We start from the raw sequence: 16,304 nt of genomic DNA on the forward strand, positions 1-16,304 counted from the left end.
GATGCTGCGCAGCCTGTCCATTCGCGATTTCGTCATCGTCGATACGCTCGACCTCGACTTCTCGGCCGGCTTCACCGTGTTTACCGGCGAAACCGGCGCCGGCAAGTCGATCCTGATCGATGCGCTGGCCCTGGTGCTGGGTGAACGCGCCGATGCCGGCGTGGTCCGTGAAGGCGCGGCGCGCGCCAGCATCAGCGCCACGTTCCTGACCCATCCCGCGCTGGACGCCTGGCTGGCGGAGCGCGAGCTTGCCGGCGACGACGACACCGTACTGCTACGCCGCACCGTCGATGCCTCGGGCCGCGGCAAGGCGTTCATCAACGGCGCCGCCGCCACGCTGGCCCAGTTGCGCGAGGTGGGCGACCAGCTCGTCGACATCCACGGCCAGCACGCGCACCAGCAACTGCTGCGCCCGGACGCCCAGCGGCACCTGTTCGACGCCCACGCGGGACTGACCGAGCAGGCCGGCGCGGTGGCCGAAGCCTGGCGCGCCTGGCGTGCCGCGCGCACCCAGCGCGAGGCGGTGGAACACCAGTCGCGCGAGATGCAGCTCGAACGCGAGCGGCTCGAATGGCAGGTGGGCGAGCTTGACAAGTTGGCGCCGCAGGCCGGCGAGTGGGAAGAGATCCAGGCCGAATACAACCGCCTGTCGCATGCCGCCGGCCTGATCGACGGCAGCCGCGCGGCGCTGGACGCGCTGTCCGAATCCGATGGCGCCGTGGCGTCGGTGCTCAACGGCGTGGTCCACCGGCTGCAGCAGCTGGCCGATGTCGACCCCGGCCTGCGCGACGTGCTGGCCGCGCTGGAACCGGCGCTGGTGCAGGTCGACGAGGCCGCCCATTCGCTGACCCGCTACGTCGACCGGCTCGACCTCGACCCCGAACGGCTGCAGGCCGTGGAAGAACGGATGCAGGCCCTGCACACCACGGCGCGCAAGTACCGGTTGCCGCCGGAGCAGTTGTCCGACGAACTGCTGGTGCGCAAGCAGCAGCTGGACGACCTGCAGGCCGCCCAGGACATCAACAAGGTGCTGGCGCGCGAAGCCGCTGCCCGCGCCGCCTACCTGACGCTGGCCCAGCATCTGTCGGCCGCCCGAAAAGTGGCCGCCACCGCACTGTCGGCCGCCGTCACCGATGCCATGCAGGGGCTGTCGATGGCCGGCGGCACGTTCGTCGTCGCCCTGCACCCGCTCGACGAAGGCCAGAGCCATGGGCTGGAACAGGTGGAATTCCTGGTCGCCGGTCATGCGGGCGTCACCGCCCGGCCGCTGGCACGCGTGGCATCGGGCGGCGAACTGGCCCGTATCAGCCTGGCGATCTCGGTGATTACCAGCGAGGCCGCGCCTACCCCGACGCTGATCTTCGACGAGGTCGACACCGGCATCGGCGGCGCGGTGGCCGAGGTGGTGGGCCGTCGCCTGCAGGAACTGGGCCGCTCGCGCCAGGTGCTGTGCGTCACGCACCTGCCGCAGGTGGCCGCGCAGGCCGGCGCCCATCTGCTGGTCAGCAAGGAAAGCAAGACCGACAAGGCCGGCGCGGTCACGCGTTCGCGCATCCGCCTGCTGGATACCGAAGGCCGCGTCAACGAGACCGCGCGCATGCTTGGTGGCGCCACGGTGACTGCCACGACGGTGCAACACGCCGAAGAGATGCTGGCGCAGGGCGCCCGAGCAGCCGCGCGGGCAGCCAATGCGCCGCGCGAAGGCGGGGGCAGGAAGCCGCGCCGCGTGGCGGGCTGAGCCGCGCCCCAGGTAGACCGGCATCCACGCAAACAAGGACAGGAGTTTCAAACCGATGACCCATGGCAAGCTGCCATCGACCCGCCGCACGACTGTTGGCCCGGTTGCGGTACCCACCGCCGGCCGGCTCGCCCGTCACCTGGGCGCCTCCGTACTGGTGGCACTGGGCCTGACCGCCCTGACCGCCGTGTCGGGTTGCGCCTCGGAATCGAAATCGTTTGCGCCGCCGCGCGGCAGCATCACCGACGACCGTGCCATCGGCGACATCCTGGTCAAGTTCGCGCCGCCGGAGGTGACGACGTCGGAGGACGCCGGCAAGCTGCTGGCCGCGGTGCAGGGCCCGGTACGCTACGTGGTCAAGCGGCCGATGTCGGGCGGCGTCTGGCTGGTGACCGCGATCACCGCGTCGGCGGACGTCACGCTGGAGCAGGCCGTCGCCACGCTGCAGGCTGCGCCGCGCGTGGAATCGGCCACCGGCGACCGCCTGCTGCGGCCGCATCGCACCAAGCCGGTCAGCCGCGACATGCCCAACCCATAAGCCCAAGGGCCAAGGCGTCGGGGGCGAAACACCACCCATACTGAACGATCGGCAGTTGGCAGTTCGCATCAAACATTCTCCACAGGAGTGCAGATGTCGTACGCGAAGCTGAAGTCCCGCAGCGGGCCAATCGCCCCAGTGCTGGTGGTCATGGCGGCCAGCGCCCTGCTTGTCCTGCCCGGTATCTCCCAGGCCGATGTCGCCACGACCTCGATGTCGACGTCGGGATCGGGTTCTGCATCGGATTCGGCATCGGCGCCAGCCGCGGCGGCGCCCGTCCGTATCGGGCGGGCCGCGCCGCGCTACACCGGCAACTACATCGTACGGTGGCGCGACGGCAGCCAGACCGTCAACACCAGCGCCGACACCACCCGCATGCGCCGCGTGGAATCCAATACCGGGCTGACGCTATCGGTCAGGCGGCCGATGGCCAATGCCATGCAGTTGCTGACGGTCAAGGACAGCCGTGGCGACGATCCGGAAACCGTGGCCAAGCGACTGCGCCAGGACCCGCGCGTGGCCGACGCCGTGCCCGACCGCTGGCTGCAACTGCACGACACCGTGCCGAACGACCCCGATTTCGTGACCCAGTCGCTCTATATGGGATCGCCGGTGACCACGACCGGCGCCGCCAACCTGTCGCGCGCCTGGGACCGGTCGCGCGGCAGCGCCAGCGTGGTGATCGCCGTGGTGGATACCGGCTACCTCGATCACCCGGATCTTGCGAGCCGGCTGGTGGCCGGCTACGACTTCATCAGCACGACCGCCGTGTCGGTTGACGGCGATGGGCGCGACAGTGACGCGCACGACCCCGGCGACTACGTGCCAACCGGCAGCACCTGCCCCGACGGCTCCGGCGCCAGCAACAGCAGCTGGCATGGCACCCGCGTGGCCAGCGTGCTGGGCGCGGTGACCAATAACGCCAGCGGTATCGCGGGGGTCGACTGGAATGCGCGTATCCAGCCGGTGCGCGTGTCGGGCCGCTGCGGCGCCCTGCTGTCCGACACCGTCGACGGCATGCGCTGGGCCGGTGGCCTGGCGGTGCCCGGCGTGCCGGCCAACCCCACGCCGGCCAAGGTCGTCAACGTCAGCCTGGGCGGCGGCACGTGCTCGAGCATCGAGCAGCAGGCCGTGAACGACCTGAACACCGCCGGGGTGATCGTGGTGGCTGCCGCCGGCAATTCGGCCGGCGCGGTCGAGGCCCCGGCCGACTGCACGGGCGTGATCGCCGTGACCGCCCACGCCAACGATGGAGAAAATGCCAGCTTTGCCAACGTGGGCCCGCAAGTGGCCATCAGCGCGCCCGGCGGCGGCTGCGGCAACTCCAAGGTCATTGTTTCCAACAATGTGGCAACGGGCTGCGCGACCACCCAGTCATTTATCCGCACGCTCTCGAACGCCGGTACGGCCGGCCCCACCACCGACAACATCATCAACTCGCAGGGCACCAGTTTCTCTGCGCCGATGGTGTCGGGTGTGGTTTCACTGATGCTCGCAGTCAATCCGGCGCTGACACCCGCCCAGGTCACGTCGGTACTGAAGAGCACGGCCCGTCCCCATCCGGCCGGCACGTACTGCACGCGCAGCGACAACAGCGGCAAGTGCGGCGCGGGCCTGCTCGACGCCGACGCCGCGCTGGCTGCGGCGCCGAATCCGCCATCGACGGGCTCAACGTCGACGGGCGGCGCGTCGTCGGGCGGTGGCGATAGCGGCGGTGGCGGCGGCGGTGCGTTTTCGCCGTGGAGCGCGGCATTGCTGCTGGCGATCGGCCTGGTCGGATTCGGCACGCGGCGTCGGGCGCTGCGGTAGGTTGTGGAAGGCTTCAAGGGTTGCAGCGGGCGGCGGCAGCGCCTTACGCGCCTGCCCTCTCCCCCGTGCGGGAAAGGGGAGCAACCCGGTGGCACTCGCCATGCCTTGGATATTCCCGCCCCCGAGCGCGCGGGAAAAGGCCGGCCTGCCAGTCAGCGCCGTCGCTGGTCCCACCACTCCTGCAACAGCCAGCAGGCCAGGCCGGCCACCGCGCCGGCCGCATGGGCGCCGCGCACCACGCCGAAGCCCCACGACGGATCGAACACGATGGCGGCCAGCCATGACTGCTCGATCCAGACCTTGCCCAGCACGATCACGCACGTCACGACGCCAATCACGCGCGACCACCCCGGCGCCTGTAGCAGCCGCAGCGCCGTCCACAGTGCCAGGCCGTGCGTGGCGCCGGACAGTCCGCCATACCACCCAATCTCTGGCATGCGCAGCACCGCAACCTGCACGGCCACGCCGCAGATCAGCAGCACCAGCAGCATCTCGCGGATACGGGCCACGCGACCGGCCAGCAACAGCAGGCCCGCCGTAGCGGCCACGTCAGACAGGTAGTGACGCCAGTCCAGATGCACCCACATCGCCGTCAGCACGCGCCACCACTGGCCGTCCAGGCGCACGGCATCGCGCACATAGAGCCCGTGCGCGTGCCACAAGGGCACAAAGGTGAACAGCGCGGACAGGGCTGCCACGCCAGCCACGGTGGCCAGCATGGCCGGCCATCCGGGCAGGCGCGGTGGTGACGGTGATGACGGCGATGGCGGCGACGGCTGAACGGCGCTCACCCGCCGCTCATTGGTCACCGAACACCGACCGCCACAGCGCACGCACCGACGCGGCCTGCGCGGCCACGCTGTCGGGTGCCACGCGCGCCTGGTCCTGGCCATCGAGCCGCAGCTTGTGCTGGCGCGCGCGGAACAGCCGGTAGGCATCGCCCACGGCCAGTGCCAGCCCGGCGTCGATCAGGTTCAGCACGCCGGCCATGCGCAGCAGCGCGATATTGCCCGCGTTGCGCGTCAATTCCGGATGCGCGCCGCTGTGCAGCAGCACCAGGTACTGCACCGTGAACTCGATATCGACCATGCCGCCGCGATCGTGCTTGAGGTCGAACAGCGCCGTGGGATTCGGATGCCCCTCGGCCACCTTCGCGCGCATCTGCACGATTTCCTCGCGCAGCGCCACGGCGTCGCGCGGCTGGCGCAGGATCTCGTCGCGCAGGTCCTCGAACCGGTTGCCGATCTCGCGGTCACCGGCGCCGAAGCGCGCGCGCGTGAGCGCCTGGTGCTCCCACACCCACGCCGTGTTGTCGCCCTCGCGCAGCTGGTAGCGCCGGAACGCGTCGAAGCTCGTCACCAGCAGCCCCGCCGCGCCGTTCGGCCGCAGCCGCGTGTCCACGTCGAACAGCATGCCCGCCGCCGTATGGCTGGTCAGCCAGGTGATCAGCCGGCGCGCGTACGCGGCGTAGACGTCGGGTGCACGCTCATGGTCGTCGTCATACAGGAAGATCAGGTCCAGGTCCGACGCGTAGCCCAGTTCCTTGCCGCCCAGCCGGCCGTAGGCGATGACCGCGAAGCGCGGCGTCTCGCAATGGCGCGTGGCCAGTTGGCGCCAGACCGCCTGCATGGTGACCTCCAGCATGGCATCGGCCAGGTCCGACAGTCGGTCGGCCACCTGCTCGACGGTCAGCAGCCCCTGCAGGTCCTGCAGCAGGATGCGGAAGGTCTCGGCATGGTGCTCGCGGCGCAGGATGTCCATCTGCGTTTCGACCTGGCCGTCGGACGCGTGCAGCCGCTCCGACAGGCGCTGGCGGAAACCGGCCCAGTCCGGCGCGCCGGCCAGCGCATCGCTGTCCAGCAGTTCGTCAAGCAGTTGCGGATGCCGGGTCAGGTAGGTGGCCGCCCAGCGCGATGCGTGCAGCGTCTGCGCCACGCGATCCATCGCCTGCGGGTATTCGGACAGCAGCGACAGGTACGACGCCCGGCGGCTGATGGCATCCAGGAAGTCCAGGAAGCGCGTGATGGTGGCGTCGGCATCGTCCTGCTTCACCGCGAGGTCCAGCGCACGATTGACGAGCAGGTCGAAGCGGCCGCGGCTGGTTTCCGACAGCGCGCGATAGCGCATCGACGTGCCGATGGCCCGCAGGCGGTCGTAAAGCCCCGTGCAGTCGCTGAAGCCCGCCGCCTGCAGCGCCTGGCACGGCGACGACTGCGGATCGGTCTCGTCGTCATCGTCGCCGGGATTCGACTGCGTGGCGCGCGACGCCATTTCCTCGCGCACCAGCGCCGGCCACAGCGGCTCGCTCTGCGCCGTCTCGCCGTCGGCGAACGGATCGGCGAAGGTGGCCTCGAACTGCTGCGCCACCGGGTCCATCAGCGTATTAATCTGCGCGACCAGCGTGTCCCAGCTGGCGCAGCCCATCATCAGCGCCACGGCCTGGCGTTCGTCGCCCGAGGTAGGCAGGTGGTGCGTCTGGGCGTCGTCGCGGTACTGGAGCCGGTGCTCCAGCTGGCGCAGGAAGCGGTAGGCATCGGCCAGCTGCTCGGCCTGGCCGGCCGGCAGCAGGTTGCGCGCCACGGCCACGTCCAGCACCTCCAGCGTGGGCCGCACGCGCAGCGCGGGGTCTTGCCCGCCGCGGATCAGCTGGAACACCTGGGCCATGAACTCGACCTCGCGGATGCCGCCGCGGCCCAGCTTGATGTTGAACGAGCGCTGGTTCACGCCATGGCCCGCCAGGCCGCCGCTGCGCTTGGCGGCTTCGGAGCGGATCTGGGCGTGCAGCGACCGGATGGCGGCGATCACGCCGTAGTCCAGGTAGCGGCGGAACACGAACGGCGTGGTCATGCGGCCAAGCAGCGCGGCGGCACGCCCCGCGTGCGGGGTATCGACGGCCGACACCACCCGCCCCTTGATCCACGCATAGCGTTCCCACTCGCGGCCCTGCACCACCAGGTATTCCTCGAGCATGCCGAAGCTGCAGACCAGCGGGCCGGCATCGCCGTTCGGGCGCAGGCGCATGTCCACGCGGAACACGTAGCCGTCGCCGGTGACTTCGGACAGCAGCGTGATCAGCCGCCGCCCCAGCCGGATGAAATATTCGTGGTTCGACAGGGTGCGCGACCCGCCACGCGTGTCGCCATCCTCGTCGTAGAGAAAGATCAGGTCGATGTCGGACGACACGTTGAGCTCGCGCCCGCCCAGCTTGCCCATGCCGACCACCACCAGTTCCTGCACCTCGCCGCTCTGGTCGCCGGTGGGCTGGCCGAAAGTGGCCGCCAGGTCATCGCCCAGCACGCGCAGGCCATGCTGGACCGACAGTTCGGCCAGGTCGGTCATCGCGCCGGTGATCTCGGCCAGCGTGGCCAGCCCGCGCAGGTCGCGCTCGATCACCACGCACATGACCTCGGCGCGCAGGCGCCGCAGCGCCTGGCCCGCGGCGGCCTCGGCATCGGCCGACGGCGCGTGCAGGGCCCGCAGGCGGGCTTCCATCCAGTCGCGCGTGATGGGCCCGACGGCCGCCGCCGCGACCACCTCGGGCAGCCCCGGACGCGCGGCCAGCACGCGACGCGCGTAATGGGAGTACGCCGCCGAGTACAATACGTGACCCTCGCAATCGGCGGGGGTCAGTCCCTGCGCCGTCATCGTGGCAAAGGCCCCATGGGCCATGTTGCCGATCGGTCCGGCGGCGCCCGGCGATGCCGGAATCGAAGTGGTTCCGGCGCCATCCAGCGGGTGCTGCGGGCCGGTCGATGCCGGGGCGGTGCCCGCGGCGGAACTCGTCGGATCAGGGACAGTCATTCCAGTTACTTTGCTTTATCGGGCAGGCGCCGTAGAGACCGCGGTGGCGCTTGCGCGCACCACTTTGGAGAGCGGCTAGTATTGTCGGATAATCTGCGCATGTCCAGCCGCCCTACCGCCCCTGACGACGGTTCCGCATCCCCACACGCGGGCGGTGACGGCACCGCCGCGGTCGCGGCTTCCCCTGCTTCGCAACGTTCCGCGCCCGGCCGTGGCCGGCGCATGCTGGCGCTCGTCCGGCAAGTGCCGGGCATGGCCTGGCAAGGCCTGCGCGCCCTGGTGCGTCACCCGGCCTGGGGCCGGCTCTGGCGCATGCTGGTGCGCATCGTGGCCGTGCTGGCCGCGCTGGCCATCGTCGCCGTCCTGCTGATCCGCTTCGTGCTCTGGCCGCAGGCCCATACCGCGCGCCAGTGGCTGGAGCAGCAGGGTTCCGCCGCGCTCATCGCCAATCTCACCATCGGCCAGCTCGACACCTACTGGGACGGCTGGCACCCGGCGTTCCGCGCCAGCAACGTGCAGGCGGTGGACCGCGATCACCGCGTGCTGCTGTCGGCCGGCACGCTCGAAGGCAAGCTGTCCTGGCAGTCGGTACCGGCCCTGACCCTGCAGTTCGCCAGCCTGACGGCTGACCGCACCGACGTGCTGATCCGCCGCACCGACACGGGCATGCTGCTGGTGGCCGGGGTACCGATCGAGGCCACCAAGTCGTCCCGCGAGGACGATCCGTTCCTGAACTGGCTGCTGTCGCAGGGCCATATGGAGCTGAAGAGCGGCAACCTGCGCTGGCTCGACGAAAAGGCAAAGCTGCCGCAGCTCGATGTTGCCGACATCCACTTCACGTCCGAACGCCATGGCGTGCAGCACACGGTGCGACTGGAGGCACGCAGTGCATCGCTGGCGCCCCAGCCGCTGATCTTCCAGGCCAACCTGCGGCACGACTACCTGTACGGCGCCGGCAACTGGCGACATTGGGCCGGACAGGCCAGCTGGGCATTCAACCAGTTGCAGCTGCCGGTGGTGCAGCGCTACCTGGCCATCTTCGACAACGTCAACAGCGGGGTCTTCAGCACCGACGGCACCGTCGATATCCGGGGCGGCCATGTGCTGCGCAGCCAGCTGCGGCTGCGCGCGACGGGCGTGGACCTGCTGCTGACCGGCGCCACGGAGCCGCTCAAGCTGGCCAACGCGCAGGCGCTGCTGCTGCACAAGGGCGACCGCACCGGCAACAACTCGCTGACCATCGACACGCTGCTCTGGCAGGCCGAACCGCAGGCCGGGCCGCCTTCCGCCGCCGATGCCTCGTGGCGCGACGGCATGCGCAAGGTCACCATCGACTGGGCCCGCGACAGCGCCGGCCAGTTGCGCAAGTTCGCGCTGCGCGCGCCGACATTCGACCTGAACACGGTGCGTGCGCTGGCCACGTCGATGCCGATCGACACCGCCATGCTGCGCCAGTTGCGCGCGCTGCAGCCGGCCGGTCATATCGACAACCTCGACGTCAACTGGTCGCGCGAACGCGCCGGGCTGCTGTCGCGCAGCCCCGGCACGCCGCACTACTCGGTGCAGGGCACGCTGCGCAGCGTATCGATCAACAGCCAGCCGGCGGTGCCGGCCATGGGCCCCGATGGCAAGCCGCACACCGGCACCCCCGGTTTCAGCCGCCTGTCGGGCAACTTCAGCTTCGACGACCGCCAGGGCACTGCGCGCGTAGACAGCACCGGCGCCACGCTGAGCTTCCCCGGCGTGTTCGACGACCCGCTCGTGCCGTTCGACGAACTGCGCGGCGAAGTACGCTGGCGCCACGACACCGACAACAAGCTCGTGGTGAGCACCGAGGGCGTCCGCTTTGCCAACACCGACACCGCCGGCACGGTGCGCGGCAGCTGGCGCGCGGGCGGTGACGGCAACAGCGGCATTGCCGACCTGTCCGGCGAACTCGACCGCGCGCTGGCCAACCGCGTGCCGCGTTACCTGCCGACGACCATGCCGGCCACGCGGCACTACCTGGAAGGCGCGCTGGTCGGCGGCGAAGCCTACGACGTCAAGTTCCTGGTCAAGGGCGACCTGTACCACTTCCCGTTCCACCCGCCGTTTGCCAAGGCCGGCGACTTCCGCGTCGAGGTGCCGGTACGCAACGTGAGCTACCAGATCGCCCCGCACGAAACGGGCCCGAACATCGACGGCACGGCCAGCAGCAACGGCGCAGGCGCCAGTACCGCCGCCAACGCCAACGCCGGCATGGCCTGGCCCGATTTCACGGACATCTCCGGCGACCTGCTGTTCGATCGCAGCACGATGTCGTTCCAGGTCAAGCAGGCCGGTGTACGCGGCATTCCAGGCATCGTGCTGCGCGATGTCAACGGCAAGATCGACGACCTGAGCGACCACGGCCACCTGGCGATCGACGGCGGCGCCACGGGGCCGGTGCAGGGCTTCCTGCGCTACGTGGCCACCACGCCGGTCAAAGGCTGGACCGCCAGCGTCACCGAAAACGCGCGCGCACCGGGTCATGGCGAGCTGAAACTGAAGCTGGACCTGCCGCTGAGCCATGCGGCGGGATCGAAGGTCAACGGCGAATTCCGCTTCCCCGGCAACGACGTGACGCTGTTCCCGGAGCTGCCCACGCTGTTCGGCGCCACTGGCGCGGTTGGCTTCGACGAGCACGGCTTCCAGTTGAACAACGTGCGCGCCCGCTTCCTGGGCGGCGAGACACGCATCACCGGCGGTACGCAGCCGGACGGCACTACCCACGTGGCCATTGGCGGCACGGCCACGGCACAGGGGCTGCGCGATGTGCTGGGCGCCGGCGCCGCCGCGCTGGGCAAGCACATCGAAGGCAGCACGCCGTACAGTGCCGTGGTGGGCGTGCGCGACAAGCGCCTGCAGGTGCAATTGGCGTCCGACCTCAATGGGCTGGCGCTCGATCTGCCGCCGCCGCTGGCCAAGCTCGCGGGCCAGGACCTGCCGCTGCGCTTCGACCTGCGTCCGTCGGCCACCCGCGCCGGGCTGGACGACATGACGATCCAGCTTGGCAACAATGCCGCCGCGCGCTACGTGCTGCGCCGGGGCGACACGACCGAAGTGATCGCGGGCGGCGTCGGCGTGGGCCAGCCTGCCCCGCTGCCGGCCAACGGCGTCACGGTGGCCATTTCGACCGACCGGCTCGACGTGGACGCCTGGCGCTCCGTCCTGGACCCGTCGTCGAACGACCGCCAACCGGCCGGCGACGTGGACCGTTCGTCGCCGTTCCTGCCCGATCGCGTCAATGTGCGGACCAAGGCGCTCGACGCGTTCGGCCGAGTGCTGAACGACGTGGCGATCGACGCCAACCGCGAAGGCGGCGGGTGGAACCTGCAGCTGGCATCGCGCCAGATCACCGGCAATGGCCAGTGGCGGCGTGACAGCAGCAACCCGGCCGGGTCGCTGACCGTGCGGCTGTCGCACCTGGACATTCCCGACGCCACCGACGACGGCCACATGACCGAGGCCATCACGCGCAGCGTCGAGGAAATGCCCGCGCTGGACCTGTCCGTCGACAAGTTCGTGCTGCATGGCCGCGATTTCGGCAAGCTGGAGGTCAAGGCCCACACCAGTCATACCGACAACCAGCCGGTCTGGACGCTGGACAGCCTGAGCATCGAGCAGCCGGGCGCGACACTGACCGGCAACGGCAGCTGGCGCCTGCCGCGCCGCCTGCGCGAGGCCGCGGCACAAGGCAATGTCTCGGCCACCGAGGGCCGCCGCACGCTGCTCAACTTCAAGCTCGACATCCGCAACGCCGGCGACGTGCTGGACCGTTTCGGCCTGGCCCACACCGTGCGCGACGGCAAGGGGTCGCTGGAAGGCCGCATCGCATGGCGCGGGTCGCCGATGTCGATCGACTACCCGAGCCTGTCGGGCCGGCTGAACCTGAGCCTGGAAAACGGCCAGATCCTCAGCGTGGAACCGGGCGCGGCGCGGCTGCTGGGCGTGCTGAGCCTGCAGAGCCTGCTGCGCTTTGCCACGCTCGACTTCCGGTCGCTGGCCAGCAAGGGGCTGGTGTTCGACGACATCACCGGATCGGGCACCATCGAGAACGGCGTGGGCAAGATCGACGAATTCCGCTTCAAGGGCAGCCAGGTGATGGCCTCGATGACCGGCACGGCCGACCTGCTGCATGAAACGCAGGACCTGCAGGTGGCCGTGGTGCCGCGCATCAATGCCACCACCACCTCGGTGGCTGCCGCGTTCATCAACCCGGTGCTTGGCATCGGCACGCTGGCGGCCCAGTTGCTGTTCGCGGACGAGTTCTCGAAGGTCTTCACCCAGCACTACCACGTGAGCGGATCGTGGGCCGACCCCAAGGTCACCAAACTGGAGGACAATAAGTCGCGCCAGGCGCCGGTACAGGAACGTTCGGGCATCTTTACCCGCTGAAGCCGCTCCGATCCGATCCGATCCCAACCAGCCTGCCCCACGATCCGTCCCCCGCACCGATTCGATAGAGGAAGCCACGATGACCGCTGCCACTCCGTTCCGCGTCGCCGCCATCCAGACCGTGACGGGCACGTCGCTGGACGACAATCTTGCCCGTGCCGACGCGCTGATCGCGGAAGCCGCCCACGGCGGCGCGGGGCTGGTGTTGCTGCCCGAGTACTTCTGCATGATGGGCCGGCACGAATCGGACAAGGTGGCCATCCGCGAGCGCGACGGCGACGGGCCGGTGCAGCGCTTTCTGGCCGATGCCGCCCGCCGGCACCGGGTCTGGCTGGTGGGGGGCACGCTGCCGATGTGGTGCGGAGACGACAACCGCGTCTACAACGCGTCGCTGGCCTTCGACCCGCACGGCGCCCGCGTGGCGCGCTACGACAAGATCCACCTGTTCGGCTTTACCAAGGGCGACGAGAATTTCGACGAATCGCGCACCATCCTGGCTGGCAAGACGCCCGTGGCATTCGATGCCCCGTGCGGCCGCGTGGCGATGTCGATCTGTTACGACCTGCGCTTTCCGGAGCTGTATCGCGGCCTGGCCAAAGACGGCGAAGGCGTCAGCTTGATTCTGATGCCGGCCGCCTTCACCTACACCACCGGGCAGGCCCACTGGGAAATCCTGCTGCGGGCCCGCGCCATCGAAAACCAGTGTTATGTGCTGGCTGCAGCACAAGGTGGCAAGCACGAGAACGGCCGGCGCACCTGGGGCCACTCGATGCTGGTGGACCCGTGGGGCGAGCTGATGGGCGTGCTGCCCGAAGGGGAAGGCGTGGTGTCTGGCGTGGTGGATCCTGCCAGGCTGGCCGAAGTGCGTCAGAACCTGCCGGCATTGCGCCATCGCGTACTGTAGGATTCAGGGCATTACCGTTTGCATTTCCCCGTGGCCCGGGTCGCCATGGGGTTCAAGACAAGGACAATCATGAACGCCGGAGATCTCGGAATCCGCAACCTGGCCACCGCGCAACAGCTGCTGCTGGCACCGTACGGCCTTGACGAGGCCACGCTCCAGCGCGTGCTGGCCGACATCTTCACGCACAAGGTGGACTACGCCGACCTGTACTTCCAGCACACGCGCAACGAGGCGTGGAGCCTGGAGGAAGGCATCGTCAAGTCGGGCAGCTTCAGCATCGACCAGGGCGTGGGCGTGCGCGCCGTATCGGGCGACAAGACCGCCTTTGCCTATTCGGACGACATCAGCCTGGCAGCGCTGTCGCAAGCCGCAGCGGCCACGCGCACGATCGGCCGCGCCGGCAGCGGCCGCGTCAAGGTGGCCGGCAGCATGGCATCGCAGACGGGCCGGAACCTCTACGCGCCCAATGACCCGCTCGATTCGATGACGGCCACCGAAAAGGTAGCGCTGCTGGAGAAGATCGAGAAGCTGGCCCGCGCCAAGGATCCGCGCGTGGTGCAGGTCATGGCAGGGCTGGCCGGTGAATACGACGTGGTGCTGGTGGCCCGCAGCGACGGCGTGATTGCCGCCGACGTGCGTCCGCTGGTGCGCGTGTCGGTGACGGTCATCGCCGAACAGAATGGCCGCCGCGAAATTGGTTCGTCCGGTGGTGGCGGCCGTTACGCGTACGGCTACTTTACCGACGACCTGCTGCGCAAGTACGTGGACGAGGCCGTGGCGTCGGCGCTGGTGAACCTGGAGGCGCGCCCCGCCCCCGCCGGCGCGATGACCGTGGTCCTGGGCCCGGGCTGGCCCGGCGTGCTGCTGCACGAGGCCGTGGGCCACGGCCTGGAAGGCGACTTCAACCGCAAGGGCTCGTCGGCCTTCGCCGGCCGCATGGGCGAGCGCGTGGCTGCCAAGGGCGTGACCGTGGTCGACGACGGCACGATCGAGAACCGCCGCGGGTCGCTGAACCTCGATGACGAGGGCAATCCGACCCAATGCACCACGCTGATCGAGGATGGCATCCTGACCGGCTTTATCCAGGACACGCTCAACGCGCGCCTGATGAAGATGCCGGTCACCGGGAACGCCCGCCGCGAAAGCTATGCCGCGCTGCCGATGCCCCGCATGACCAATACCTACATGCTGAACGGCGACCGCGACCCCGAGGAAATCCTCGCCAGCGTGAAGCGTGGCCTGTATGCCGTGAACTTCGGCGGCGGCCAGGTGGACATCACCAACGGCAAGTTCGTGTTCTCGGCCAGCGAGGCGTACATGATCGAGGACGGCAAGATCACGTATCCGGTCAAGGGCGCGACGCTGGTGGGCAACGGCCCCGAATCGCTGAAGGACGTGACGATGATCGGCAACGACATGCGCCTGGATTCGGGCGTGGGCGTCTGCGGCAAGGAAGGCCAGAGCGTGCCGGTGGGCGTTGGCCAGCCGACGCTGCGCATCGAGAACATGACGGTGGGCGGCACGGCCTGACCCCCGCTTTGTCCTGATCCCCTCTCCCACAGGTGGGAGAGGGGCGAACACCTTTCCTGTTCCCGCTTTCTCTACGGCCTGACCTCGTACACCAGGTTGAATGGTGTCTGCGCCGCCCGCCGGAAGCTGCCGAACCCTCCCTGCTCCGCCACACCGCGCATCCGCGCCTCGCCCGCCTGCGCGCCCAGGCACATCGCCCCTTCCTGCGAACGCGACCCCGGCGTGCAGATGAACGTCGACGCCGAATAGAACACGCGCCCCATCGGGTTCAGGTTGTCCTGCAGGTTGTCGTTGGCAAACGGCTCCACGATCATCCAGCGGCCGTCAGGCTTCAGGGTGTCCCGGACATGACGCGCCGCGCCCACGGGATCGCCCATGTCATGGAGACAATCGAACACCGTCACCAGGTCGTAGTCCGTGCCGGGGAAGTCCTTGGCCGATGCCACCTCGAAGGTCACGCGGTCGCCTACACCCGCGCGCCGCGCGGCTTCGGTGGCATGGCGGATCGACGGCTCGTGATAGTCGAAACCGCGAAACGTGGCCAGCGGGAAGGCCTGCGCCATGATGATCGTCGAAGCGCCATGGCCGCAGCCGACATCGGCCACGGTGGCCCCGGCCTTGAGCCTGGCTTCCATGCCCTCCATCGACGGGATCCAATCGCTGACCAGATGCGCGGCATAGCCGGGCCGGAAAAACCGCTCCGTGCCGTGGAACAGGGCGGGATCGTGCTCGTGCCAGCCCAGGCCGCGCCCATTGCGGAAAATGTCGATCATCTTCGGGATGGCACGAAATTGCGCCACGGCAATCTGGAACGCGCCGGGGATGAATGCCGGACTGCCTTCCTGCGCCAGCGCGTAGGCCTGCTCCTCGGTCAGCGAGAACATGTCGGTGGCCGGATCGTATTCGACATAGCCGCTGGCGGCCTGCGCCGACAGCCATTCGCGCAGGTAGCGCGGATCGGTGCGCGTCTTCTCTGCCAGCGTGGCCGCCGTCATCGGCTTTTCCGCCATCGCCTTGTACAGGCCCAGTTCGTCGCCCACCACCACCGTCGCCGCGTGCATCACGGCCCCAATGTCATGGACGAACCGTTCCATGAAGGCGTTCAGCCTTTCCTCATCGACGGACATGATGGACACCTCCCCTGCATCGCTTTTCTTGTTCGATGCGCGCCGGCAGCACGCAATACCAATATAGGCAGCAGGGGCACTATGCATATGCTTAAATCTGTTGCACCTGCCGCTTGCCAGCGCCGTGGAAAAGCGCTATAAAGATGCTTCGTTGTCGCGCAGGCGGCGACCGCACCCGGCAGTTTTCGGGATCGCGGCGCAATAAAATGCCTCGTCACCCCGCGCCGCAGCATAAATTTCACGCATCAGCGTAAAACCGACGCAAGCCAGCTACAGCCGATCCGATTTCCGCCATGTCCGCCAAGTTTTACTTTTACTTTTTTTGGCATCTCACACCGCTGGCGGATAGAGAGGGACAGCTGGGCTGTTGCGCTGGGCAATGGACAAGCTGCCAGTGGTATTGCGCTTCGGTCCGGCCGAGGCCCTGGCCGCGCCGGTGAC

9 protein-coding genes are annotated in these 16,304 nt (G+C 69.0%); 6 read left to right on the plus strand and 3 right to left on the minus strand.

Going from position 1 to position 16,304, the window contains the following annotated elements:
• Window position 1: 1 nt before the first annotated feature.
• The 3 genes from recN to mprA all read left to right on the plus strand — a co-directional run bounded on the left by recN (window position 2) and on the right by mprA (window position 4,085).
• Window positions 2-1,738: a DNA repair protein RecN gene (gene recN / locus CYJ10_RS33035; RefSeq protein WP_101685649.1), complete on the plus strand. Its 1,737-nt coding sequence runs from the start codon at window positions 2-4 to the stop codon at window positions 1,736-1,738.
• A 55-nt stretch (window positions 1,739-1,793) separates the two neighbouring features.
• On the plus strand, window positions 1,794-2,276 hold the full coding sequence (locus CYJ10_RS33040) for a hypothetical protein (protein ID WP_257993642.1): 483 nt from the start codon (window positions 1,794-1,796) through the stop codon (window positions 2,274-2,276).
• A gap of 93 nt (window positions 2,277-2,369) precedes the next feature.
• Window positions 2,370-4,085, plus strand: coding sequence for an MprA protease, GlyGly-CTERM protein-sorting domain-containing form (gene mprA, locus CYJ10_RS33045; protein ID WP_257993643.1), 1,716 nt, complete (start codon window positions 2,370-2,372; stop codon window positions 4,083-4,085).
• 152 nt (window positions 4,086-4,237) lie between these two features.
• Here mprA and rrtA read toward each other — a convergent pair whose 3' ends face one another.
• The gene (rrtA, locus tag CYJ10_RS33050) at window positions 4,238-4,804 is read right to left on the minus strand and encodes a rhombosortase (RefSeq protein ID WP_101685650.1); all 567 of its coding nucleotides are present in this window, start codon (window positions 4,802-4,804) and stop codon (window positions 4,238-4,240) included.
• Between the two features lie 79 nt (window positions 4,805-4,883).
• On the minus strand, window positions 4,884-7,886 hold the full coding sequence (glnE, locus tag CYJ10_RS33055) for a bifunctional [glutamate--ammonia ligase]-adenylyl-L-tyrosine phosphorylase/[glutamate--ammonia-ligase] adenylyltransferase (RefSeq protein WP_101685651.1): 3,003 nt from the start codon (window positions 7,884-7,886) through the stop codon (window positions 4,884-4,886).
• Window positions 7,887-7,985: 99 nt separating this feature from the next.
• Between glnE and CYJ10_RS33060 the strand changes: the two genes are divergently transcribed.
• From CYJ10_RS33060 to tldD, 3 genes are all read left to right on the plus strand, one after another.
• Window positions 7,986-12,302, plus strand: coding sequence for a YhdP family protein (locus CYJ10_RS33060; RefSeq protein ID WP_180863144.1), 4,317 nt, complete (start codon window positions 7,986-7,988; stop codon window positions 12,300-12,302).
• Between the two features lie 79 nt (window positions 12,303-12,381).
• Complete coding sequence (locus CYJ10_RS33065) at window positions 12,382-13,206, plus strand: carbon-nitrogen hydrolase family protein (RefSeq protein ID WP_101685653.1); 825 nt, start codon at window positions 12,382-12,384, stop codon at window positions 13,204-13,206.
• Window positions 13,207-13,275: 69 nt separating this feature from the next.
• Window positions 13,276-14,736, plus strand: a complete 1,461-nt coding sequence (gene tldD / locus CYJ10_RS33070; protein ID WP_101685654.1) for a metalloprotease TldD — start codon at window positions 13,276-13,278, stop codon at window positions 14,734-14,736.
• A gap of 71 nt (window positions 14,737-14,807) precedes the next feature.
• Here the strand turns inward: tldD and CYJ10_RS33075 are convergent, their stop codons facing one another.
• On the minus strand, window positions 14,808-15,863 hold the full coding sequence (locus CYJ10_RS33075; RefSeq protein WP_101685658.1) for a class I SAM-dependent methyltransferase: 1,056 nt from the start codon (window positions 15,861-15,863) through the stop codon (window positions 14,808-14,810).
• Window positions 15,864-16,304: the final 441 nt, after the last annotated feature.

Origin of the sequence: Cupriavidus pauculus, from assembly GCF_002858765.1 — a bacterium.
Lineage (GTDB): Bacteria > Pseudomonadota > Gammaproteobacteria > Burkholderiales > Burkholderiaceae > Cupriavidus > Cupriavidus pauculus_B.

Excerpts from the sequence above, each read along its gene's own strand:
- tldD (WP_101685654.1), top strand. The coding sequence starts at position 13,276 with ATGAACGCCGGAGATCTCGGAATCCGCAACCTGGCCACCGCGCAACAG.
- CYJ10_RS33065 (WP_101685653.1), top strand. The coding sequence starts at position 12,382 with ATGACCGCTGCCACTCCGTTCCGCGTCGCCGCCATCCAGACCGTGACG.
- mprA (WP_257993643.1), top strand. The coding sequence starts at position 2,370 with ATGTCGTACGCGAAGCTGAAGTCCCGCAGCGGGCCAATCGCCCCAGTG.
- CYJ10_RS33040 (WP_257993642.1), top strand. The coding sequence starts at position 1,794 with ATGACCCATGGCAAGCTGCCATCGACCCGCCGCACGACTGTTGGCCCG.
- glnE (WP_101685651.1), bottom strand. The coding sequence starts at position 7,886 with ATGACTGTCCCTGATCCGACGAGTTCCGCCGCGGGCACCGCCCCGGCA.
- rrtA (WP_101685650.1), bottom strand. The coding sequence starts at position 4,804 with ATGCTGGCCACCGTGGCTGGCGTGGCAGCCCTGTCCGCGCTGTTCACC.
- CYJ10_RS33060 (WP_180863144.1), top strand. The coding sequence starts at position 7,986 with ATGTCCAGCCGCCCTACCGCCCCTGACGACGGTTCCGCATCCCCACAC.
- CYJ10_RS33075 (WP_101685658.1), bottom strand. The coding sequence starts at position 15,863 with ATGTCCGTCGATGAGGAAAGGCTGAACGCCTTCATGGAACGGTTCGTC.
- recN (WP_101685649.1), top strand. The coding sequence starts at position 2 with ATGCTGCGCAGCCTGTCCATTCGCGATTTCGTCATCGTCGATACGCTC.